At 60.0% G+C, this 23,850-nt stretch carries 18 protein-coding genes; 5 read left to right on the forward strand and 13 right to left on the reverse strand.

Annotation, left to right across the window (positions count from 1 at the left end; translation table 11 throughout):
• Positions 1 to 138: 138 nt before the first annotated feature.
• The 7 genes from HMPREF2884_RS05270 to galU form a co-directional block, all read right to left on the reverse strand.
• On the reverse strand, positions 139 to 1,362 hold the full coding sequence (locus HMPREF2884_RS05270; protein WP_005508453.1) for a pyridoxal phosphate-dependent aminotransferase: 1,224 nt from the start codon (positions 1,360 to 1,362) through the stop codon (positions 139 to 141).
• Positions 1,363 to 1,368: 6 nt separating this feature from the next.
• Positions 1,369 to 2,553: a glycine betaine ABC transporter substrate-binding protein gene (locus HMPREF2884_RS09465; protein WP_070616164.1), complete on the reverse strand. Its 1,185-nt coding sequence runs from the start codon at positions 2,551 to 2,553 to the stop codon at positions 1,369 to 1,371.
• The gene (locus HMPREF2884_RS05280; RefSeq protein WP_005508451.1) at positions 2,553 to 3,062 is read right to left on the reverse strand and encodes an NUDIX domain-containing protein; all 510 of its coding nucleotides are present in this window, start codon (positions 3,060 to 3,062) and stop codon (positions 2,553 to 2,555) included. The genes HMPREF2884_RS09465 and HMPREF2884_RS05280 overlap by 1 nt, the downstream gene beginning before the upstream one ends.
• A gap of 26 nt (positions 3,063 to 3,088) precedes the next feature.
• Positions 3,089 to 4,273, reverse strand: a complete 1,185-nt coding sequence (locus HMPREF2884_RS05285; protein WP_141753501.1) for a LysR substrate-binding domain-containing protein — start codon at positions 4,271 to 4,273, stop codon at positions 3,089 to 3,091.
• Positions 4,274 to 4,369: 96 nt separating this feature from the next.
• Positions 4,370 to 4,870: a DedA family protein gene (locus HMPREF2884_RS05290; RefSeq protein ID WP_049341824.1), complete on the reverse strand. Its 501-nt coding sequence runs from the start codon at positions 4,868 to 4,870 to the stop codon at positions 4,370 to 4,372.
• 422 nt (positions 4,871 to 5,292) lie between these two features.
• A complete protein-coding gene (locus tag HMPREF2884_RS05295; protein WP_070616166.1) occupies positions 5,293 to 6,924 on the reverse strand; it encodes a hypothetical protein in 1,632 nt (543 codons plus the stop codon).
• Positions 6,925 to 7,245: 321 nt separating this feature from the next.
• Positions 7,246 to 8,154, reverse strand: coding sequence for a UTP--glucose-1-phosphate uridylyltransferase GalU (gene galU, locus HMPREF2884_RS05300; protein ID WP_005508447.1), 909 nt, complete (start codon positions 8,152 to 8,154; stop codon positions 7,246 to 7,248).
• Between the two features lie 356 nt (positions 8,155 to 8,510).
• Here galU and HMPREF2884_RS05305 point away from each other — a divergent pair, with 356 nt between their 5' ends.
• On the forward strand, positions 8,511 to 9,179 hold the full coding sequence (locus tag HMPREF2884_RS05305) for a 5-formyltetrahydrofolate cyclo-ligase (RefSeq protein WP_246827930.1): 669 nt from the start codon (positions 8,511 to 8,513) through the stop codon (positions 9,177 to 9,179).
• A 229-nt stretch (positions 9,180 to 9,408) separates the two neighbouring features.
• The gene (locus HMPREF2884_RS05310; protein ID WP_005508445.1) at positions 9,409 to 9,594 is read left to right on the forward strand and encodes an FmdB family zinc ribbon protein; all 186 of its coding nucleotides are present in this window, start codon (positions 9,409 to 9,411) and stop codon (positions 9,592 to 9,594) included.
• A gap of 92 nt (positions 9,595 to 9,686) precedes the next feature.
• Here the strand turns inward: HMPREF2884_RS05310 and HMPREF2884_RS05315 are convergent, their stop codons facing one another.
• From HMPREF2884_RS05315 to HMPREF2884_RS05335, 5 genes are all read right to left on the reverse strand, one after another.
• A complete protein-coding gene (locus HMPREF2884_RS05315; RefSeq protein ID WP_005508444.1) occupies positions 9,687 to 9,989 on the reverse strand; it encodes a hypothetical protein in 303 nt (100 codons plus the stop codon).
• The gene (locus HMPREF2884_RS05320) at positions 9,982 to 13,983 is read right to left on the reverse strand and encodes a DEAD/DEAH box helicase (RefSeq protein ID WP_070616170.1); all 4,002 of its coding nucleotides are present in this window, start codon (positions 13,981 to 13,983) and stop codon (positions 9,982 to 9,984) included. Before HMPREF2884_RS05320 ends, HMPREF2884_RS05315 begins: the two co-directional genes overlap by 8 nt.
• 94 nt (positions 13,984 to 14,077) lie before the next feature.
• Entirely contained in the window at positions 14,078 to 14,536 is a 459-nt protein-coding gene (locus tag HMPREF2884_RS05325; protein WP_049341819.1) for a hypothetical protein, read from the reverse strand.
• Between the two features lie 87 nt (positions 14,537 to 14,623).
• Positions 14,624 to 15,442 carry a MurR/RpiR family transcriptional regulator gene (locus tag HMPREF2884_RS05330; RefSeq protein WP_049353335.1) on the reverse strand — a complete coding sequence of 273 codons (819 nt, stop codon included), beginning with the start codon at positions 15,440 to 15,442 and terminating at the stop codon, positions 14,624 to 14,626.
• Positions 15,443 to 15,687: 245 nt separating this feature from the next.
• Positions 15,688 to 17,325, reverse strand: coding sequence for an alpha-glucoside-specific PTS transporter subunit IIBC (locus HMPREF2884_RS05335; RefSeq protein WP_070616172.1), 1,638 nt, complete (start codon positions 17,323 to 17,325; stop codon positions 15,688 to 15,690).
• Between the two features lie 419 nt (positions 17,326 to 17,744).
• Between HMPREF2884_RS05335 and HMPREF2884_RS05340 the strand changes: the two genes are divergently transcribed.
• The 3 genes from HMPREF2884_RS05340 to HMPREF2884_RS05350 all read left to right on the forward strand — a co-directional run bounded on the left by HMPREF2884_RS05340 (position 17,745) and on the right by HMPREF2884_RS05350 (position 22,444).
• The gene (locus tag HMPREF2884_RS05340) at positions 17,745 to 18,623 is read left to right on the forward strand and encodes an endonuclease/exonuclease/phosphatase family protein (protein WP_070616174.1); all 879 of its coding nucleotides are present in this window, start codon (positions 17,745 to 17,747) and stop codon (positions 18,621 to 18,623) included.
• Between the two features lie 71 nt (positions 18,624 to 18,694).
• Complete coding sequence (locus tag HMPREF2884_RS05345; RefSeq protein ID WP_070616176.1) at positions 18,695 to 20,509, forward strand: glycoside hydrolase family 13 protein; 1,815 nt, start codon at positions 18,695 to 18,697, stop codon at positions 20,507 to 20,509.
• A 129-nt stretch (positions 20,510 to 20,638) separates the two neighbouring features.
• Positions 20,639 to 22,444, forward strand: a complete 1,806-nt coding sequence (locus HMPREF2884_RS05350) for a glycoside hydrolase family 13 protein (protein ID WP_070616178.1) — start codon at positions 20,639 to 20,641, stop codon at positions 22,442 to 22,444.
• Between the two features lie 141 nt (positions 22,445 to 22,585).
• Here the strand turns inward: HMPREF2884_RS05350 and HMPREF2884_RS05355 are convergent, their stop codons facing one another.
• On the reverse strand, positions 22,586 to 23,560 hold the full coding sequence (locus tag HMPREF2884_RS05355; protein WP_070616180.1) for an AEC family transporter: 975 nt from the start codon (positions 23,558 to 23,560) through the stop codon (positions 22,586 to 22,588).
• Between the last annotated feature and the right edge of the window lie 290 nt (positions 23,561 to 23,850).

Raw genomic sequence — 23,850 nt, forward strand, 5'->3', positions numbered from 1 at the left:
CCCCCCCCCCCCCCGGCGCGTTGCTCCGTCATCTGGCGCATCGAGCATTCGCGAAGCCGCTAAAAATAGCCTGCCCCGCAGCTCATCAGAACTGCGGGGCAGGCTATTTCTATCTGTCACAAGGCAGAGACAGCAGGGCTAGTGCTTCTGCTTGTAGTCAGCCATGAAGTTACCCAGACGCTCCAGGGCACTGGTGAGGGTCTGCGTATCGGGCAGGAACACCAGGCGGAAGTGGTCCGGGTCCTTCCAGTTGAACGCGCGGCCGTGGCTGAAGAGAATCTTCTGGCTCTTGAGCAGGTCCAGGGCGAACTGTTCATCGTCGGTAATGTCGAAGCGCTCAACATCAATCTTCGGGAACAGGTACAGAGCGCCGTCCGCGCTGGTGCAGCTGATGCCGTCAATCTCGTTGAGCATCTTGTGCGCCAGGGTGCGCTGCTCGTACAGGCGGCCGCCGGGAACAATCAGCTCGTTAATGGACTGGTAGCCGCCGAGCGCGGTCTGGATGGCGTGCTGTGCCGGAACGTTGGCGCACAGGCGCATGGAGGCGAGCAGGTGAATGCCTTCCAGGTAGCTGGAAGCGTCCTTCTTCGGGCCGGTGATAGCGACCCAACCCGCACGGTAACCGCAGACGCGGTATGCCTTGGACAGGCCGGAGAAGGTCAGGCAGAGCACGTCGTCGCCGGTGAGGGTCGCCATGTTGATGGCCTCTGCGCCATCGTAGGTAATCTTTTCGTAAATCTCATCAGAGAACACGACCAGACCGTGTTCGCGTGCCACATCCACAATCTGCTTAAGCACGGAACGCGGGTAGACGGCACCGGTGGGGTTGTTCGGGTTAATAACCACGATTCCCTTGGTACGCTCGGTAATCTTCGACTTAATGTCTTCAATATCCGGGTACCAGTTGTTTTCCTCATCGCAGAGGTAGTGCACGGGCTTGCCGCCGACCAGCGCGGTGGCTGCGGTCCACAGCGGGTAGTCGGGCATGGGGACCAGGATTTCGTCGCCGGTCTCGCACAGTGCCTGCAGGGTCATCGGGATCAGCTCAGACACACCGTTACCCAAGTAGATAGATTCGGTGTCGAGGTTCATGATGCCGCGGTTCTGGTAGTGGTGCACAATGGCGGTACGTGCCGAGTAGAGGCCGCGGGAGTCAGAGTAGCCCTGAGTTTCGGGCAGGTGACGAATGATATCCATCATGATGGCATCCGGCGCCTCAAAGCCGAAGGGCGCGGGGTTACCAATGTTCAGCTTGAGGATGCGGTGGCCCATCGCTTCCATGCGATTGGCTTCATCCAGAATGGGGCCGCGGATGTCGTACAGGACGTTGCTCAACTTTGAGGACTGACGGTACTTCGTCATGATGATTTACTTTCTAGGGTGATCCAAAATGAATTGTGCTGCGTCATCATCTGCGATGGGGTTGGAACCGCTAGTCAGACGCAACAGGAACGAGAGGTTACCCGTGTCTAATGTAGATGATACGCGGTTAATTGCCGTACGGGCGCTATCTGGCAGGGTACGGCGAATAATGGGCACCAGTTGCTGCTGCAAAAGCGCCGTCGAGGGGTCTTCCAGGGTGACCAGGCGATTCTCTTCAATCGCGGAGTCGCTACTGTGCAGCAGGGTCACCTGCACGGTGTCTGCGGTGAGGGCGTTGACGCGCTCGGCGGGGTCGTCCTGAATCTTCGGGTCGTGCACACGGTAACGGTAGAGGCTACGCAAAGAATCCACGCCGTAGGTGCCGCTGGAGTACCCGGTCGGGATGGAGAACGCCAGGCTCGACTGCACATCGCGCAGGTTCGCGAGGGAGTTGAGCTTGTGGCGGGCGCTCACGGCACGGGTGGTAACCAGCACATCCTTGTTGGTGGCGTGGGCGCCGTTGAGGAGCATGAGCTCTTCAGGCAGGATGCGCGAGATGGCGTTGGTCATGTCGGTGGTGCTCATGGCGCGCAGGTTGATGGGGTCTGCGGAGCGGGTGGAGCTTGCGGTGGGGCTCGCGGTACCGTCCGTAGCATGCGCGGAGGCGGTGCTCTCCTCCGCGGTGGGGGTGGCCGCCGGGGGCAGGGTCACGCCTGCGGCTTGAGCGGAGGCACTCACGGAGGCGGCGATACGTTCGTTCTGTGCGGCGGCGGGGCTAATTTTGCCGTCGTCGGTCAGGTAGAGCAGCAGGTCGCCGCTGTAGTCGATGACCAGGTCCAACGATTCAAGGGCCGCGGCAGTGGTGCTACCGGTTTCCTCGTCGTCGGGCAGAGTAGCGGTAGGGGTGGCGGAATTAGCCGAAGGAACCATGAGCCCGCGCAGGGCGGTAGCGCGGCTGTTGTCGGTGTCAACAAGTTCAACGGAGTAGCCGACCTGGCGCAGGGCACGCGCATACACGTGCGCGACAGCGCGCATCTCACGCAGGGCACCGTAGCCGATACGCAGGGTACCGTAGCTGGAGGCGGAAGGGTCCACATGCGGGGTCGTGTCATTGTTGCCGCAGGCGGCGAGCAGCGGCATGAGCGCCAGGGAGGTGAGAGCCGCACGGCGGGTGAGGGTCAGTCGGTTCATTAGGGAAGCTTCCGTGCGTTTTCATCGGCAAGAAATTCGCGGTATTCGCGTGCCCAGCTAGCGGCGTTGGAGTAGCCCATCATGGAGGCTACCTCGTCGATGAGGGTGCCGTAGCGGATGGTGTCCAGCTCAGCGATGGGTACCCAGCGTGCCGTGTCGGAGGATCCGTTGATTTCGTGGCGCAGTTCGCCGGTGACAATGTGGGCACGGAAAACCACCCGCAGGGCGCAGAAGGGTAGCGCTTGCGGGTCTTTCTGGGTGGAGCGCACGGGGAAGTGTCCGGCGTGCACGCCCAGAATGTCTTCAATGGCGACGCTGTAACCGGTCTCTTCGAGGGTCTCTCGTAGCGCGGTTTCGTCGGCCTGTTCGCCGGGTTCCATGCCGCCGCCAGGCAGGGACCAGAGGGGGCTGAGCGCGCGGTCTTCGGGCACCCAGCGGGTCATGAGCAGCTTGCCCTGCTCAATGATCACTGCGTAGGCTGCGGGTCGGGTTTCCATTGCTAATGCCATGGTTTGATTTTACCGTCTATCGTTCGTTAGCGTTTCTTGCCGCGGCGTGCGCTGGCGGCTTTGGCGGACTGTCGAGCGTGCTGGCGCGCGTTACCGTTTTTCTTGGCGTTGGCGCGCTTTTTATCGCGTGCTTCGCGGCGGGCGTTGGCGGCTCGTGCCTTCGCTTTTTCCTTTGCTTTTTCAGCGGCGATGCGTTCGGCGCGTGCCTGCCGGGTTTCGCTACCGCGCTCACTGGTTGCGGTGCGGCCACGCACAATACCGATGAAGTCCTGCAGGAGCGCTTCGAGCTCTTCGCTGCGCGGCTCGCCCTTGGGGGCACGCGGCCAGACCAGGTGCACCGGGTAGGTGTCCAGGCCCGCAACGGGGCGGTAGGTGAGGTCCTTGCGGTGGTAGAAACGCGCAATGGACATGGGCACAATGTACAGACCCACACCAGCGGCAACCAGCTCGATGGTTTCCTTATCGGTCAGGCCCTCGGGCACGATGCGACCGGCACTCTCACGCCATGCGCGGGAGACTTCCTCATAAGCGGGAATATCGGAGGCGGGCTGCAGCAGGAACTCTTCAGCAAGCTCCTCCACGGGCACCTCATCAAGCACGGTGAGCACATGGTCCACCGGCAGAATGACCACGGGTAGCTCCTCGTAGAGGCGGATGCTATGGTACTTTTCGCCGTCGGTGCTTGCCGGTTCGCGGTCGGGGCGCACAATGCTCATGTGTGCGAAGGGGTTCTCGGGTACGTCCTTACGCTCAATGGGGGCGTGCTCGGTAGCCTCAGCGCTAACCTCGGCGGGCGCCTCGGAGGCAGTTTCTTCCGCAGAGTTGAGGGCAGGGTCAATCAGGCACAGGTCCTGATGCAGGGAGTCCAGGCCGCGCGCCTCACGCACGGGCACCTCCGCCAGCTGCACGCGGTCGCCGTAACGCTCGTGCCAGCGGTTGAACCACTTGCCGGGCATAATCGCGGGCACGTAGCTAATGCGCAGCATAGAACGCTGGAGCACGGGGATGGGCAGAGCCTCCGGGGTCTGGATCATCGCCAGCTGCTCGGGATGCAGGTACACGCGGGCGGGGGCCTCGGTGGGCGCTTCGCTTTCTACCTGGTCGGTAGCGTTTTCGGGCGCGCTCTGCTCGGGGTCGATTGCGGTGAGGGCAGAGTCGTTGACGGGCTGCTCTTCGGGGGTGCCTGCGGTGGAGGATGCGGATGAACTCATCCCTCCACGCTAGCACATCTTGGGCGGGGGCATTGAGGGTAGGTGAGTGGCCTCAACCCGGCGAGATAGTGCACCTATCCCCCGCTGAAGGTAGGACTAGTTCTCGGCGATGTTATCCGCAGTGTTCTCAACGGTTTCGCGGTTAATGCGGCGTTCGCGCAGCTGAGTCACAATGACCAGCACCGTGATAACAATGGCAAGGGCGAGCGGGAACATCCACGGCTCCAGGCCGAGGGCCGCAAGAATTGCGAAGCCGATGGTGGTGTAAATACACGCCCACATGAAGGTTCCAACCAGCATCGCGGGAACCCAGCGACGCAGAGGCATTTTCGTGAAGCCGGTCGTGATGATGACCGCGGTTTGCAGACCCACGGTGAGAAAGCAGAGGGGCACAGCAATAACGCCCCACCGATTAATCAAGCGGCGCGCTTTACGGTAGAGCGGGCTGTCCATGGCTTTGCGGATGCGGTCGAGGCGGGCACCGCCTTCAGCAGCAAGCGCGCCAAGAGCGTACACGATGCTGGTGCGGACGATTCCGACCACCCACATGAAAGCTAGGGCAACCTCAATCGGGAGTGCGTCAAACCAATCTTTCACTCGGCTATTCTCTCATGAGTGGGCGATATTAACCTGATTGAAGGTTCTTTGAGGCTTCTTATTCGACTTTTGGAGGGGTCAGAAAATTTTTTTAAATTTTTTCAGCCGGGGGTTATTGCCCCTTGTCGCCTGCAATGGCGCGGATTTTACTTAGGGCAACCTTAGTTTATTGACAGGGTGTCGCTATTTTCAGCTTGTCACCCGCACGGGAATTAGGATATATTTTTATTACCGAATAGGGCAGGCCTTGTGGGAAGGCCTTCCTAATCGGTCTAGAAGACTTTCTTCCTGTGTGTGATGCTAGAAAAGGAACCCCATGGACGGGGTTCCTTTTCTTTTTAACTTCTTCCCAATCATCCCCAGGCATACAAAAACCCCGACAGTGTGAACTGTCGGGGTTTTATGCGTGTCTGGAGCAAAGTCTACTTCTTACCCTGGTTCTTGTCCTGGCGGTGCAGTGCACTCAGAGGCTTAGGCAGCTGAACCGGGTTCCAGGTGTTGCTAACCGCCTCAAAGGAGGAGCCGGCACCGGGGTGACGGTTCGTCGAACGAACACCGCCGGTCGCAGTAGCACCGGTCGAAAGAGCCGAATCGTTCAGCGAGGCGATATCCAGCGCATCGAACTCGGAATCGTCCAGGACATCCGGCAGAGGAATCTCTTCGGGAATCGGCTGAGCGGGAGCCTGAGTAGCAGGTGCCGCAGGTGCCTGACGGACGGGCGAGCCGTCGCGCAGAGCCTGGCGAGCCACCGGCTGATCCGGGTGAATAGCCGACTGCTGAGCAGGAGCTGCTACCGGTTGTGCAGGTGCCTGGGTGGCTGGTGCAGGCTGAGCTGCTACCGGCTTGGCGGAAGCCTGTACGGGTGCCTGAGCGGGCTGTGCGGGCTGAGGCTGGACAGGCCGGCTCGGAGCAACCGGAGCCTGAGCTACCCGCTGAGGCTGTGCCGCAGTACGCGGTGCACCGGAGGAAGTAGCGGAGCCGCTCTCCTGATCAAAGAGCACGCTACCGCGGCGAATCGGTTGGAATCGACTCGGACGCTGCTGGCGACGCTCCTGACGGTGTGCGACGGGCGCCTCCGCCGCGCGGGCAGAACGGGCAGGTACGGCACGAGAAGAATGAGCAGGTGCCGCAGCAGGCGCTTCCGCACGAGGAGCCGCCTCGGGAGCCTCATCGGAGGACTCCACCGCGATGTGCGCGCGGCTCGGGCGTGCCGCCTCGCGGTTCACACCGTGTACAGACTTGCGGGTAGTAGCCTCACGGGTGGCGGGGCGAGCATGATGTGCAGGCTCTTCAGCAACTTCAGGCTCCACACCCTCAGCCGCCGAGTCCTCTACAGGCTCAGAAGCATCATCGCCGGCTTCTTCATTTTCATCGGACTCTTCGTAGGCTTCGTCCTCAGCTTCGTCATCCTCATCATCTTCTGCCTTAGCTTGGCGTGCATCGCGGCTCGCCTTGACCTGGTTAGCAACAGACTCCAGCAGACCAAAACGGCTCACAGCCCATGCACCGCCGGCAAGAATCAGCAAGAGAACAGCCCAGCCCCACGCCAGCACACCAAAGAGCGCCAGAAGACCGGTAACCAGGGCAAGAACACCCAGACCGGCAGCAACCAGCAGGGCAATACCGCTCGGGCTCGAAGTATCAAAGTAGGACAGAGGCGAGGGCTTCGACTCCTCCACCACCGGAATCTCGTCCGTGTACGGGGCAGTCGGGGAAGATTCGCGAATCTGCGAAATAGAAGCCGTATCGGGCGCAGGCTGGGCGGATTCCTCCACCGCGTGGGAGGAACGGGAAGAAGCCTGCGGAAGAGCAGAAGACGGCAGGGAAGTACCCGGTGCCACCGCGTGATCGGAGGACTGGTATGCCTCCGACTCGTTCAGCAGCACACCGGCGGAGGCGAGAATATCCTCCGCGGTACGCTCAGCACTAATCAGGGGACGTTCAGGCTCCATGACAGGGCCAGCGGGCGCGCGACGCAGGCTCCTGGGCACAAACCACAGCAGCAAAATCACGGTCAGAATTACCAACACGCCGGAGGTGTTCAAAAGCGTCATATTCAGGTCGCCCTCTATCGTCCCTTTATCCCTAGACTTTAATCATACCCTTATATTCCCAATGCTTTCCATAAGCGGCAAGAATCGGGCTGGATATGCACATATACCCCAGAAGGAATATGCACACTACAACGTCGTCGCGTCCCTGCACAAGGCACACCTTGGGCCCTCACCCAGTAGCACCCCAAGCACATAATAGACACATACGACGCAAAGGAAGGCGCCCTCCCTTGGGGCTAAAACGCCCCACCGGAAAGAACGCCTTCCTCAGCGTGGTTGGTATTTATCGGTTGCCCTCTTTAGAGAGCGGATGCAGAGTAATTAGCAGTTCTCTGCGACAAAGTCCTTCAGCCATGCGCGCAGGTCGTCACCGAACTCGGGGCGCTCAGCAGCAAGAATAACGTTTGCCTTCAGGTAGGACAGCTTGTCACCGGTGTCGAAACGGCGGCCGGAGAAGACCACGCCGTAGACGCCTTCGCCTTCGCCCTCACCCTGAGCCAGGGTCTGCAGAGCGTCGGTCAGCTGAATCTCGCCGCCGCGGCCCGGAGCGGTGTTCTCCAGAACTTCGAAGACCTTCGGGCTCAGAACGTAACGGCCAATCACAGCGTAGTTCGAGGGAGCCTCATCAGCAGCAGGCTTCTCAACCAGGCCGGTGATTTTAACGAAACCGTCTTCGCCCTCAACAGCCTCAATAGCAGCTGCGCCGTAAGCAGAAATAGCCTCGCGGGGAACCTCCATCAGAGCAACGACAGAACCGCCGGTGCGCTCCTGGACCTCCACCATACGAGCGAGCAGGTCTTCCTTCTCGTCAATCAGGTCATCGCCGAGCAGAACAGCGAATGCTTCGTCACCAACGTGGCGCTTTGCGCGCAGAACAGCGTGGCCCAGACCCTTGGGGTCGCCCTGACGCACGTAGTGCAGGTCGCCACCCATCTCATTGGTAGCTACCACGGATGCGAGTAGGGCGTCCTTACCCTGCTCAGCGAGCTGCTGCTCCAGAACGGGAACGCGGTCGAAGTGATCCTCGAGAGCGCGCTTGTTACGGCCGGTAATCATCAGAACGTCGTTCAGACCGGCACGGATTGCTTCCTCCACCACGTACTGAATCGCGGGGCGATCAACGACGGGGAGCATTTCCTTGGGGGTTGCCTTCGTTGCGGGCAGGAATCGGGTGCCCAGACCAGCAGCAGGAATAACTGCCTTAGTAACAGACTTAATTTCAGTAGCCATGCCACAAGAATACCCTAAGTTGTAAAGTACTTAAGGCGATTTATAGACACTATGACATGAAAAAATCTTCAACGTGACTAACTGCATATCCACAGCGGCACATTCTTCGGTGTGCAAAGAAAATGCACCCCACAGAACTCAGCACTATTTTTCTCAAACCCTATACTAAAAAGTGGAATCCATGTCCCCGCAGATATAGGTCAATTTTCACCACCCACCAGGGCAGTTTTACCCTGCGCACGGATACCTCTCAGCCACGGATACCTCTCAGCATAGAGTGAACGCACCTTACTTCCTACGGGACGCGCCACTCCCCAACCCTTCACACAAGACCCGCAACGACGATGGGACACACCATGCACCTCAACACCACCCCCGCCACCAGCAACTCTGACGCCGGTGCCAGCGCAGACGATATCTCCCTAGACAAAGACATTCTCCGCTCTCAGATTCGCCCGCGCCGCCTCACCGCACGCAGCCACCGCGGCGAACACGGACAGCAACATCTGACTGACCTTTTCACCCACCACATTCTCGAGGCGGTTGCGCAGCGGGTCCACTCCCCCGGTACCATTGCGGCGTATCTGCCCACCAAATCTGAGCCGCCCATTGTCCAAGCACTAAACGCTCTCCATGAGCAGGGACACCGCATCCTCGTGCCCGTCGTACGCCCCGGTCGCAAACTCGCCTGGGTGCACTGGGACCCCACCGTTGAGCATCCGCTCAGCCCCATGGGCATCCCCGAACCCGAAGGCGAAGAACAAGACACGCAAGCATTCATTGACGCCGACCTGCGTCTCATCCCCGCCCTTGCTTTTGATGCAGGCGGGCACCGCCTCGGTCAGGGAGGCGGCTACTACGACCGCATTATCCCCCTGCTCAGCGCACAGCAACTGGAGGAGCAGAGCATCGGCATTGTCTTCAGCGACGAAATCTACGAAACCATTCCCTACGACCAGTGGGACGCTATTCTACCGGTGATTCTCACCGAGCGGGGTATTTTCCACGCTCACCAGCAGAGCTAAAAACACCCGACTCCCCATGCCCGGTTCGCTTTTGATTGACACCCCGAATCTTTATGCAAAACGCAAAGATATGCAGGAACACACCAACAAAATCACTCAGGAAAAAGGTAAAAAGAAACAGAAATAGCTATTTGAGAAGAAAACGCAAATAGCTCCCAACCTTTCAAAAGCGGTACACTCAAACCACGTTAATAAACCATCCCAGCGAAAACGGATACAGAAGGACAAAATGCCGGTCTACGTTTACCAGTGCAAGAATTGCAACCATGTCTTTGAACAGCGCCAGTCCTTTAGCGACGATGCACTGCGCATCTGCCCGCAGTGCGGCGAAGAAACCCTGCGCAAGCGCTACAACACCGTCGGAGTGACCTTCAAAGGTTCCGGCTTCTACAGCACCGACAAGGGCAACTCCTAAACGGGGTCCCACACCAGCCCAAAAGAGGGGCGGGGCAACACACGTTGCCCCGCCCCTCGGCGTTTTAATAAGTGCTCTCCCTCAGGAAGACGCTACACGATATTGTTACCCCAATGCGGAGGACGCTGCTGACGCATCCATTCCAGACGCTCACGCTCCTCCGGGGTCAGCGGCTGCGCAGAAGCAGCCACCTTCTGAGAACTCGCCTTCTGGGAGTTCTGGTTCTGAGCATCAGTTTTCTTCGCGGAAGCCCCCGCAGCAGACGATGCACCCGAAGCCACCACCGGAGGCGTAGTCACGCCCACCAGCAGAGGCTCAGCCCCGCTCACCGAACCGCCGCCGCTCACACGGCGGTGACCGCGGCGAGGCTTCGGCGTCGACGAATAACTAGCCACGGACCTCAGCGCCCTCATCCATATCCAGGTAGTGCAGCACGCGCGCCACCACGGCGTCCGGATCAGCAAATACTTCCAGGGTGCCCAGCGTAATGTAGTTCCAGCCCGTGCGGCTCAGACGCTCCGGCAGCAGACGGGTACGCTCACGCACCGAAGCACGCGCATAATTCTGCTCGCCATCAGAGCACGCCACCAGCGGCATAGCCGCCGGAACACTCGGGTTCGAAGAGACCACGGGAGCCACACCCAGCGCGGGAACCGGCTCAGCCGCCAGCTTCTCCGGGGCGTGCGCAATCAGAGCGATATCGCCCTCACCGCGGGTCACACGCACACCGCGAGCCTGCAGACGCGCCACCAAATCGTTCAAAAGCCAGTCGCCCAAATCCGGGGTGTCCGCGTCGTCGGCGGCCAAGAACGCGTTACGCGGCAGGGTCTCCGGCACGCGCTGTGCCTTCGCTTCCACCTCTTCACGCGCCTGACGTTCCGCGTGTTCACGCAGCAGGTGGTAGAAATCTACCGCGCCATGATGCAGCTTCTGCGGGTCCAGCTCGGAGGGGTCAATGCACGAGACAATGCGCAGGGCACGGCGTGCGCGAGTCAACGCCACCACAAAGCCCTGGCGGCCATGCTCAGCAGACAGCTGACCCAAATCGTAGGACGCCTGACCCAGGCGGGCACGACCCACACCCAGGGAGAAAATCACGGTATCGCGTTCGAGGGTCTCGGCGCGGGTCAGGTCGACCACGCGGAAAGACTCCTCACCAGCGGCGAAGAACGGCGCCAGCTGCGGGTACAAGCTCAAGGCATGACGCACCGACTCAGCCACACGCTGAGCGTGCTTCGGGCTAGCCGTCACAACCGCCAGCGAACGGTCTGGGGTACGGTAGGCGTGCTCCAGTACCAGGTTCGTCACGCGCTCCACCTCAACACCGGGCGAATCCAGGTTCGCGTTATCGCTCACTTTACCGCGAGTATCAATGTACTCAACGGTCAGCGAACCGGCGGGCTGGGCGGAGGCGCGGCTCACCGGAGCCGCATGCAGCTGCGAACCGTAGAACTCACGGTTCAGGTAGTCCAGAATCACCGGGTCCATGCTACGGTGCAGCATCGCCAGGGTGCGGTTGGGCAGTACGGTAGCGAGCACGTCGAAGGTGCTGTCCAGCTGCTCACCTGCCGGTTCCGGCGCCCCAAAGGTCGGGGCGGACACGATGAACGGCGAGGGGTAACCCGAATGCGGGTCGCCCAGGGCAATCACCTGGTCGGCGCGGGTAATCGCTGGCAGGTTCGCTGCCAGCGGGGTCGACTCGGAGTCCAGCAGCAGCACCGTATCAAAACGCATGGAGGCGGGAACCTTACGCGCCAGGGCGAAGGGGCTCGCAGTCCACAGCGGCAGCAGGGTACGTGCCATCACCGGGGCGTGAGTCAGCAGCTCCTCGAGCACGAACTCGTAGCCGCGCAGCTGGCTCTTCAGGTACGCTGCCTGATCATGCTCAGACTCAATACGCTCAGTCCACACGCGAGCAACCTTCGCCAGCAGACGCGCCGGGGCGCTAGTCATGTGGGCGTAGTCGGCACGGCGGAAACGGGACTCCATATCGCGCAGGCGGTCGCCGTCCAGCAGTTTACCCTCGTGATGCTGCAGCAAGAACTCCAGGGCAGACTGCCACCAGGCAAGCTCCAGTTCAGCGGAAACAACCTCGGTCGGAACCTGACGCGCGTACAGGTCATCGAGCAACTCCGACAGGCCGCGCTCACGCAGCTTCTGGGTCAGGGCGTCACGCTCCGGCAGGGTCATGAGCAGCACGCGGTCCGCCATGAGGGCGTCCAGGCGCGCGTCCAGGGCATCCAGGTCGGTGCGTACAAAGTCGGTGCCCTCAACGGTGTCAGCCAGGACAATGCCTAGGCCCGCCAGTTCAGACACCAGGGAGTTCAGGGCGGCAGCCAGCTGATCCAGGTTCTCAGGAATCTGCGGGGTGCGGGGCGCCTCAATGTGGCGAATCCACTCGGCACGCTCGGCCTGAACAATCTTCAGCTGCTCGTGCAGGTCACCAATATTCACGCCGGGCAGGATGTACTCCTTTGCCGCGCGGCGCAGGCGGGAACGCTGCATACTGCTCATCTCTATGCCGTTCTCACGACGCCACGAACCGGATGCAGTCGCCGCAATCAGGTCGGTCACTGGACGGTCGTAGACGTCTGCGCGGAAACGCTTGAGCGTCTCACGGATGCGCATCAGAATCGCCAGCTGCGACTCCCACTCGGCGATGGTACGACCCGTACGCAGACCCAGCATGGCGCTGGTGCGGTTCATTGCCTCGCGCAGGTTCAGCAGGGAGGACTTGAGGGTAATGACCAGGGCGTACGCCTCGGCGGCTTCCTCGTCATTGACTAGGCGGGCGCGGTACCACGGGGAGGTACGCGAAGCCGCCGCAAAACCATCAATCTCGCCTAGGCGCACCAGCTCGGCACGCACCTGCTCGCGCTCCATGAGCGCATCAAGCATGGGTCGGTCAAAACGCACGCGGGTTGCCGGGCCGTCCTCGGAGGCGGTCAGCTCAGCCAGACGCTGTAACGCCGAGTAGACGGAAATCTGCCAGTTCGCGTCCTTGTTCAGCAGGGCGCGGGTGTGGTCGAGCAGCGCGGCGCGGGTCGCGACGAGCTCTTCGTTCAGGTCCTCGGAGTTCGGTTCTTCGGCACTCTCATTGCGCACAATGGCGCGAATGAACTCGGCGCGCTGAGCCTCGGAGTCGTGCTCGGCGAGCAGGTCGTAGCGCAGGCTCTCAATGCCGGTGCGCTTGAGCAGCGCCGAGAACTCGGCCAGGGTAGAGCGCTTCTCACCCACCACGAGCACGGACTTACCGCGACCCATCAGCGCGGATGCAATGTTCACGGCGGTGCGCAACGGCTCGGTGCCGGGTGCCGCAGTGATAGTGAAGGAGAAACCGCTGACCGCGGTGTCGATAATCTCCTGGGCGTTCGCGTCAGCGTCCAGCAAGAGCATTTCTTCTGCCGGGTCGCGCTGGTCCAGGGGCTGCTGCAGGTTGTGGGCGTTGAGCTCGCGCGGCTTCACGCCGGGAACCTTCAGTGCCGCCAGGTCACGAACCAGCGGGGTGATGGCGGTGTGCGGCAGCTCGCCCAGGCTTTCCTTCAGGTCAGCAAAGGTGGAGATGAAATACTTCGACTCAATGGTCATGCCCGGAATACGACCGGCAGATGCGCGCATACGCTCGATAACCGGCTCGGGGTCCAGACGGGACATGGAGTTCGCCAGCTGCGCCACGTCCATAGTGCCCAGGTCGATGCCGTACTCCTGCTTGATCTGGCGGACCATCGCCGGGTTCAGGCGTGCGGAACCGGCGAGGCGCAGCTCGAAGTCGTCATCCTTCGGGTGCGGGGTGATGCTCAGCGGCGCCATGAGAATCGGTGCGATGAAGCGCTTCTCGTAGGCGGCGGCATCCTCGCGGGTGTCGTGCGACAGCCAGGAGGCAGTACCCGCCACGAAGTAGCCGGAGTCCAGGCCGTGGTCGGTGGCGAGTTCGTAAATTTTGGTGCGCAGGGTGCGGGCGGAGCGCATACCCGCCTCAAGCTGCGACTTGTCGCGCAGAATCGTGGAGAGGCGGGTCTTGCGTCCGGCGAGTAGCTGAGCCAGACCGGAGGGGTTCGCTTCGGACAGGTCGATGTGCACGTAGTCGACCTGGTTGAAGTCGAGCATCGCGTCCGGTCCAGTGTAGACGTCCATCTGTTCTGCCCAGCGCTCAAGCCCCGCCGAGGGGTCGAAGTCCTCGTGGGCGGGGTTCAGGTGTGCGGGTAGCTCGGCGATGTTGATTTCGTCGGCTACTTCGTGGGTTTCCTCTGCTGAGGTCGCGGCGGCTGCGGCGGGCTGAGCAGTATCAGCCGGGGTGCCGGGTGCGTGTTGCGCGTCGGTAGGCTCGGGAATCTGGTTCACGTCGTGAGTGTCCTTGTGGGTCAGTGCGGTGTACGTTTGCGCGTACACACCGAAGATGGTGGTTCTTCCGGGGTCCTCTGCCCGGTGTGCCCCATACGGGGCGGTGTCAGTGCGCGCCTGCGTGCTTAGTATGCCGGTGTGCTTACTTCGACCACATTGCGAGGTTGGCGGCGAGCAGCACTACGGTGACCAATACGTAGAAGACCATGGCGGGCAGAAGCGCCCAACGGTACTTGGGTGCCAGTTCGCCTTCCAGGTTGCCGAAGCGCAGGGAGCGGAAGAGGAAGAAGCTCAGGATTGCGCCGGGCAGGTTACCGATGATGACCAGCAGAATGGTCAGGTACAGGGCGTAGGCTCGTTCGGTGCGTTCGTTCTCTGCGCCCGCGAATTTGAGGGTGCCGCCCAGTAGCAGGCTGAGGCATGCGTTCAGGAATGCCACGGTGAAGAAGGGAATCTTCAGGGCTGCTTGGAAGTCCATCTGGGAGTTCGCTGCGCCCAGAGCAATCCACAGCAGTAGCAGCGCGGGGATGATCATGAGGTACCAGAACAGGTACTTACGCATCTTCTCGGTGTTTTCGATGAGCGCGAAAATTGCGGTCACTGGGTGTCTCTTTCAGGTGATCTCAGGTGGATTCGGTCGGATTCAGGAGGAGTGAGTGAAGGGGCAGGTGGGCACAGTATTGCCTTGTCAGGCGTCGATTTCGCCCCCATTGTTGAGAGCGTCATCCACCTGGTCCTGCAGGGACTCGCGGCGCTCATGTTCAACGTGTTCAATATAGCGGCGCACGATGTAGTCCAGCAGTACCGACAGCGCAACGAAGGAGTAGTAGGGCTTGCGCTGGGTGCTGATCTGGGTGGGGGTCGTCTGGTAGTGCAGGGAGTACTCGGCGTGTGAAGACATGTAGTTCACACCAATGGCGGTCACCGCAATCATGGGGATGCGGCGCAGCGCCAGCATCTTAATGTGTTCGCGCATGTTCTCGGTCTGACCTGAAAAGGACACAATAATGACCACATCGTCCTGGGTCATATTGTTCATGGCGCTTTCGAACTCATTGCGCGCCGGGATGACCTGGCAGAACTTACCGCACACCTGCATGGACTTGGTAAATTCCTGCACGGCGTTGCGCTGCGCGTAGCCGGTACCGAAGCAGTACACGGTGCGAGCCTCATGGATGCGCTTGAGCAGTCCGCTCAGTTCCATGTGCTCGAGGTAGTCGTAGGTGCGCTGAATATCTTCGCGACCGCTCTCAATGAACCGCGGGTTGAAAGGTTCGCTGCGGTTCAGAGAGGACTTAATGAAGTACTTCAACTCGGCAAATCCGGAGAAGTTCAGCTTCTTCGTCAGGCGGATAATTGAGCTGGTCGAAGTATAGGTTTTATGTGCCAGAGAGTTGATCGTTGACTCTGCAACGAACTCTTCGTTTTCTAGCATGAATGCCAAAATTTCCCGTTCAGTTTCACTGAATCGGTGCTGGTTCGCATTCACGACGTCTTGTAAATCCACTCAAAGCTCCTGAATCCGATGGTGAGCAATATATAAATAGTACACGCTCTAGAGTCATCGGCCAGGGTGGGTGAGGACGGTCATCTCTCACTTTGAGTGTGTATGCCAGCAGATTTGAGCTGGGTATGCGCCTGGTACGTGTCCGGGTACAGCTTCGCCGGCGGCATCGGTGTTATCCGATACCGCCGGCGAAGTCTATACCTTATGAGGCGTTATGCCGTCAGGTGGCTGAAAGCTGAAGTCTCTTAGGAGAGGGTCTTAGCTTCGTTCACCATGGTCTCGAAACGCTCGCGAACCTGGGGAACGTCCATGCCGACGATGACCTGGAATGCCTTGCCCTTGCGGACGAGGCCCAGAGCACCTGCATTCTTGAAGTCTGCATCCGAGGTGCTGACGAGGGACTCATCAGCAACGGAGACACGCAGGCGGGTTGCACAGTTGTTCACGGTGGTGATGTTCTCTGCGCCACCAAGCAGTTCGAGGAAGCCTGCTGCACGGGGTGCGTAGAGGTCGCCGTCAGCTGCGGGAGCTGCTGCGCCGCCGTCCTTCTCAGCAGCCTTAGCAGCCTTGTACTCTGCCTTGCTGTAGAGCTTGGTCTCGCCGCCGTCTTCTTCACGACCGGGGGTCTTGAAGTCGAACTTCAGGATCATGAAGCGGAAGACCAGGAAGTAGATAACGGTGAAGCACAGGCCCACACCGATCTGCATGAGGTAGGTGCCGGAGTGGTTTGCCCACAGCGGGATCCAGTTCTGGAACAGGAAGTCGAGCAGACCGCCACCCATGTAACCAACCAGACCCAGCTGGTACATGATTGCAGCCATGGTTGCTGCCAGGATTGCGTGAACCAGGAACAGCGGGGGTGCCAGGAACAGGAAGGTGAACTCGAGGGGCTCGGTGATACCGATCAGGATTGCGGTGAGGCTGACGGGGATCAGCAGAGCGAGAACTTCCTTGCGCTTCTCGGGACGAGCAGTGGTGTAGAACGCCGCTGCGATACCGATGGGTGCGAAGACCTTGGAGTTACCGTGCAGTGCGAAGCCGCCGCCGGGGAACAGTTCCTTCAGGGGCTTGTCGCTCTTTGCGAACTCGGTCAGGTGGCTCGGCCAGTCCTTAGCGATACCGTTCGGGGTAACAACGTTACCGAAGACGAACGGGGAGTAGATGAAGTGGTGCAGACCGGTCGGGATCAGGAAGCGCTCGAGGAAGGTGTAAACCCACACGCCGAGTGCGCCGGATGCGATGAAGAAGCCCTGCAGGGAGGAGATGCCGTGCTGAGCGTAGGGCCACAGCCAGGAGAACAGGAATGCCACGGGCATCATCAGGAAGAAGCAGACGCCGTAGACGTACTGGGAACCCTGGAAGATACCGAGGAAGTCGGGCAGCTTCTTGTCGAACCAGCGGTTGTGTGCCCACACCACGATTGCGGAGATGATGATGGCACCGAAGATACCGGTGTCCATGGTCTTGATACCGGCGATCATCTTCAGACCGGTACCTGCCGCGCTCTCAGAGATGTCGGTGGTGTAGTCCAGGTCGAAGAAACCGGTGCCGCCCTTGCCCCATACCTTGAGCATGGTGCCGACGAAGTAGTTGAAGGTCAGGTAGACCATTGCAGCTTCCATCACTGCACGTGCGTTAGCGGTCTTTGCCAGTGCAATGGGCAGACCGATCACGAAGAGCAGTTCCATCTGGTTGAAGACAGTCCATGCGCCGGACTCCCAAACAGACCAGAAGTGGTTCCACGCGCTTTCCTTATCAGCAGCGAGGGGAATCAGTTCGCCGTTCTGTGCAATGATCGCAATACCGACCGCGAGGCCAGCGAATGCGAAGAGAAGAACGGGTGCCAGCATGGCAGAGCCGAACCTCTGTACTTTTTCCATCATGAGGCTATACGCCCTTTCGGGTTGTCGAGTGAGCGGACGCAGGGGTTGGCGATCATTGCCATCCTGCGATGGTCACGCCGTATCTTTATACCTCCAAACGAAAGTATATGAGACGGGTGCCACATATCCTGCGTGCGCTAAATGCCGAATGTGTTTTAGACAAAAACAATAATGCCAGGTCATACCTACCCGCAGATACCAAAAGCAGAAGTTTTGAAAGAGTTTTTCAGAACCTGAAACATCTCCCGGCACTGGTTAAAAATACTTGCTGCAGATGAGACTTTTTCCCTATTACCTAGCGCACAGAATCGATAGCATAAACAGTGCACCCATAGGTCAGAGTGCATAAAAACACTCGCCGCCTCAATGCGCGGTGTGCATATCATTCTTCAACCTCACACATACCCCGGACTTAATACATGCGCTTCCTCACCCTCAACACGCACAGCTGGTGCGAAATCCACCAAATTGCCAAAATCCGCACCCTCGCAAAGTTCATCATTGAACAGCAGGTGGATGTCATTGCGTTGCAGGAAGTCAACCAGCTCACCTCCACCCCCGTGGTGAAGGAGCCTCTCAACTACCGCGGCGGCGCAGGCGTGCCGGTTCACGAAGACAACTACGCCCTGCTACTCGTGCAGGCACTCAACGAAATGGGCGCAACCTACGAGTGGACCCTCACCGAAGCCCACATCGGTTGGGACCGCTACGACGAATGCGTAGCAATCCTCTCGCGCCTGCCGATTCGCGGCATCAAGCCCATCGACATGTCCCCCGAGTACGGCTACCACCAGGTACAGCGCCGTGCAGCGCAGGCGGCGCTCATCGAAACTGCGACGGGCACCTTCTGGTGCGCAACCACCCACATGTCCTGGTGGGACTTCGACGGCGAGCCCCTCTTCACGCAGGAATACACCCGCCTCTCACAGGCCCTGGCAGAATGTGCCCTCACCGCACCCGTACTGCTCGGCGGCGACTTTAACTCCGCCGCGCATCTGAGCGATGAAGGCTACGCGCTAGTCACCTCCAGCGGTATGGTTGATACCCGCTCGCTGGCGGAGCACACCGACGGCGAAAACACCGTCCACCGCGAAATCGCCGGCTGGGAAGGTAGCACGGACGCCAAGCGCATTGACTTCGTGTTCGCTGACCGACTGCTTACGGTGAACTCGCACGCGGTAGTCTTCCGCGACAACTCCCCCGAAGCCATCTCCGACCACAGCGGTCTACTCCTGGAAATTGACCCCTCCAGCTGGGCACCGCAGAGCCTCCTAACGCCCCTCACCACCCAGTCCTAAGGGCATCAGACTTTAGCCGCCCACAGAGCGGCCCCGCACAACACTCATCCATACCAAGGGAAGGAAGAACAATGACGACCCAAACCCAGTGGTGGCAGGAACCCGTTGTCTACCAGATTTACCCCCGCTCCTTCAACGATTCCAACGGCGACGGCATCGGCGATCTGCCCGGCATTACCGAGAAGATTCCGTACCTCGCCAAGCTCGGTATTCAGGTGCTGTGGCTCTCCCCCATCTACGCTTCCCCGAACGATGACAACGGCTACGACATCTCCGACTACCGCGCCATCATGACCGAGTTCGGCACCATGGAAGACTTCGATGAGCTGCTCGAAACCGCACACAAGCACGGCATCAAGCTCATGATGGACCTGGTCGTCAACCACACCTCCGACGAGCACGAATGGTTCAAGCAGGCACGCTCCTCCAAGGACAACCCCTACCGCGACTACTACATCTGGCGCGACCCCAAGGGCTTCGACGAGGACGGCAAGCCGATTCCGCCGAACAACTGGATTTCCTGCTTCAGCCCCTCCGTGTGGGAATGGGACGAGGCGACCGGCCAGTTCTACCTGCACTACTTCTCCGTCAAGCAGCCCGACCTGAACTGGGAGAACCCGAAGGTCCGCGAAGAGGTCTACGACATCATGCGCTTCTGGCTGGACAAGGGCGTGGACGGCTTCCGCATGGACGTCATCAACCTGATTTCTAAGGACCTCTCCTTCCCCGAGGACCCGGCAATCCTCGCTGGCGGCCTCGACAACTCCCTGGCTGTCGCAGCCAACGGTCCGCGCGTGCACGAATTCCTGCAGGAGATGAACCGCGAGGTCTTGAGCAAGTACCCGGTCATGACCGTGGGCGAAACCCCCTGCGTGACCGTGGACGACGCCGCACTCTACACCGGTTTCGACCGCAACGAGCTGCAGATGGTGTTCCAGTTCGAGCACATGGACGTAGACGCCTCCGAAGGTGGCGTGACCGGCAAGTGGTCCGACCGCCGCTTCAACCTGGTTGACCTCAAGAAGGTCCTCACCCACTGGCAGGAAGGCCTGCACGGCCGCGGCTGGAACTCCCTGTACTGGAACAACCACGACCAGCCGCGCACCGTCTCCCGCTTCGGTAACGACTCCCCCGAGTACCGCACCGTCAGCGCCAAGATGCTCGGCACCGTGCTGCACCTGATGCAGGGCACCCCCTACATCTACCAGGGTGAAGAGCTGGGCATGACCAACGTCTTCTTCGACGATGTGAAGGACTACAACGACCTGGAGATTCACGACTCCTGGCGCAAGTACGTTGAAGAGTCGGGCCGCGTTTCCGCTGAGGACATGCTGCGCTACATCAGCGCCTCCGGTCGCGATAACGCCCGCACCCCCATGCAGTGGACCGCTGGCGAAAACGCAGGCTTCACCTCCGGCACCCCGTGGCTGAAGCTGAACCCGCGCTACACCGAAATCAACGCGGAGGCAGAGCTCGCCGACCAGGATTCGGTGTTCTACCACTACCGCGACCTGATTAGCCTGCGCCGCGAGCACCCGATCATCCTGACCGGCGAGTACCGCCTGCTGGATGAAGAGGATGACCAGGTTTACGCCTACCTGCGCGTGAACTCCGACGAGGACGCCGCCGCAACCGGCGAGCGCGCCCTGCTGGTCGTCGCGAACTTCACCGATGACACCGTTCAGCTGAACTACGCGGGCGGCAACCTGGATTCGGTGGTGCTAACCAACTCGCAGGCGCTCTCCCCGACTGAGCTGAAGGCAATCGAGAACGCCCCGAAGCTGATCAGCTCGAACTACCGCGATGAGAACCGCGAGTTCACCGACGAGGGCACCCTGTTGCGCCCCTACGAGGCGAAGGTTTACCTCTTCGGTAACGCCAAGTAGTCGTACCCCACTCATACTGTGCGAAGGGGGACCAGATACAGACATTCCGGTCCCTCTTCGCCCTATACTTCAATCACAGACAAAATTTGTTCCTCTTTTCGGCTGGATGGCCGGTATAGAAAGGCAATTATGAGCAACTCCGAGGCATACGAGGTTCCCTCCTACGAAGGCCGCCAGTGGTGGAAGGAAGCCGTGGTGTACCAGGTGTACCCCCGCTCCTTCAACGACGCTAACGGCGACGGTATCGGTGATCTGAAGGGCATCACCGAGAAGCTGCCCTACCTGGCTAAGCTGGGCATCAACGTCATCTGGCTCTCCCCCGTGTTCGACTCGCCGAACGTGGACAACGGCTACGACATCTCTGACTACTTCGCGATTATGAGTGACTTCGGCACCATGGAAGACTTCGACGAGATGCTTGAAACCGCTCACAAGCACGGCATCAAGATCCTGATGGACCTGGTCGCAAACCACACCTCCGATGAGCACCCCTGGTTCAAGGAGTCCCGCTCCTCTAAGGACAACCCCTACCGCGACTACTACATTTGGAAGGACCCGAAGGGCTTCGACGAGGACGGCAACCCGATTCCTCCGAACAACTGGGCGTCCGAGTTCGGCGGCCCGGCGTGGGAGTGGGACGAGGCGACCGGCCAGTTCTACCTGCACATCTTCTTCAAGGAACAGCCCGACCTGAACTGGGAGAACGAGAAGGTTCGCGAGGACCTGTACTCCATGGTCCGCTGGTGGCTGGACAAGGGCGTTGACGGCTTCCGTCTGGACGCTATCAACATCATCTCCAAGCCCGAGGGCTTCCCGGATGACCCCTCCACCGACTTTGAGAAGCACACCTCCTCGATTCCGTTCGTCATCTCTAACGGCACCATGGTGCACCCGTGGATGAAGGAACTGACCCGCGAGACCTTCAGCCGCTACGATGTGATGACCGTGGGCGAGACCAGCGCAACCAGCCCCGAGGACGCTAAGCTGTGGGCTGGCTACCACACCGGTGAGCTGAACATGATCTTCCACTTCGATCACATGGGCGTGGATAACGACCCGAACGGCAAGCTGGGCGGCAAGTGGTCCTACGCGCCGTACAAGCTGACCGAGCTCAAGCGCATCCTGAACGACTGGCAGACCACCCTGGAGGGTAACGCCTGGGGTTCGCTGTACTGGAACAACCACGACCAGCCGCGCGTTGTCTCCCGCTTCGGTAACGATTCGGATGAGTTCCGCACCCTGTCCGCTAAGCAGCTGGCGACCACTCTGCACTTCATGCAGGGCACCCCGTACATTTACCAGGGTGAAGAGCTGGGCATGACCAACGTGAAGTTTGATTCGATTGAGGATTACCGCGATGGTGACTCGATTCGCTTCTACGAGGACATGCACGTTGACCACAAGCGTCTGAGCCACGAAGAGGCGATGCAGGCGATTTACATTAAGGGCCGCGATAACGCTCGTACCCCGGTTCAGTGGGATGCCTCCGCTAACGGTGGTTTCAGCCCCGAGGGTGTGACCCCGTGGATTGCTGTGAACCCGAACTACCCGGCGATTAACGCTGAGGCTGTTCTGGCGGATGAGGATTCGATCTTCTACCACTACCAGCAGCTGGTGGCTCTGCGCCGCGGCAAGCTGAAGGACCTGATGGTTTACGCAGCCTTCGCTCCGGTGGATTCGGTTCAGGTTCCGCACAACGAGGATGAGGCTGTGTACGCGTACACCCGTACCGGTGGTGCGGATGGCAGCCCCGCGAACGAGTCTTTGCTTGTTGTTTCGAACTTCACTGCCGAGGAGCAGGAGCGCGACTTCGCGGTACTTTCTGAGGCTCGTGAGGCTGGTGCTCGTGTTGAGCTGGTGAGCTCGAACTACAAGGACGACGCGGGTTCGACCCTGCGCCCCTACGAGGCGAAGGTGTACCACATCGTTCGCTAAGCGCTGTAGCTCGTTGAGTGCTACCGCGTGCCGATAAGGTGATAGACAACAGAAGGAGGGTGAGGCTTATGCCCCGCCCTCCTTTTGTGTTGTCTTCTGCGTGGTCTCCTGTGTTCTCCTGGCGTGCTTTCTTGGCTCTACTTAGCTGGCGAAGACGAACTGCAGGATCGGCACGGCGAGCGCTATCATTCCCACGCTGACGGCCGCCCCTGCGGCAATGACGGGGGCTGCGGTGCCTTCGTGCCGGTAGTGGGTTTCCAGAATGACGATATTAGCTGCTGGCGGCAGAACAGCCAGAAGGAAAAGCACCTGCGGATGCGCGAGCAACTGGTCAAAGTGCATGCCCGCCGTATCGTGTGCCCAGCGGGCGAGTGCCAGCACGCCGATGCTGTAGACGCTTACGAGCACGGCGCGTAGGAGCGCCCATCCGGCGGCGCGGGTCAGGTCGGCGCGGTGTAGCTTGGCGACACCGAGCCACATGCCCAGAACAATCAGTCCGATAAAGCTGAAAATCCAGGTCAGTACCCGGTAGAAACCTGCCCCGTGAACGCTCAGGAAAGAGCCGGCGGGCAGGCAGAGCAGACCCACCACCACGGCGATAACCGGCGGGCTGGTACGCAGCCCCCGCATCACCGTGTGGAGGGTTTCACCACGGCTCCTGGTGGCTCGTGTATCCGGCGCGTTGCCATCCCCTGCCCCTACATCTGTATTAGAACCGCCTCGTAGTAGCGAGGTGCCCAGAATATTACCCATGATGGAGTTGCCGATATACGCGCCGATGTAGACTCGCACGGCTTCCTCACCCCAGAACCCGGCGACCACGGGGATGCCGAAGAGTCCCGCGTTCAGATAGACGAAGGCGAGTTTCTGCACGGGGTCGCGGGTGATGCGCCCGGCGCAGAGCACTCCGAGGAGCATCAGCACCATGGTGGAGGCTGCAACGAAGAAAAGCTCAGGGCGGCTGGTGGCGACGGTGTAGATGATGACGGCGGGAATGATCCAGCGGGTCAGCAGGGCGGAGGCGCTTTCTTTCAGGCGGTTGCCCCAGTGCTCAGGTAGCAACATTGCGAGCCCGAATCCTGCCCCTAAGAAGAGGAGTGGGAGGATGATTCCCATGCTCGTTCCTTTCGCTGTTGCTGTGTCTGTGCCGTTGTTTTACGGCTATGGTCCCTGTCTAATAACCCTACCCTGAACCTTCAGGTTGAGGTTTACTGCTTTTTCGTTGTATTTTTCGAAATTTTCGCGTCATATTGCATCATATTCGCTGATGCTCTCGTTTTTTATACTGCTCGCTTCTAATCTTGAAATATAGAGAGAATATATTTTCCACCACATTCTTTCGTTCTATCACCGACACTCATTTCTTACGAGATTAGGGGCTCTTCAGAGTTGAGTGTGGTTGGAGG

The organism is Rothia sp. HMSC073B08 (assembly GCF_001812975.1).
In the GTDB taxonomy this organism is placed as follows: Bacteria; Actinomycetota; Actinomycetes; order Actinomycetales; family Micrococcaceae; genus Rothia; species Rothia mucilaginosa.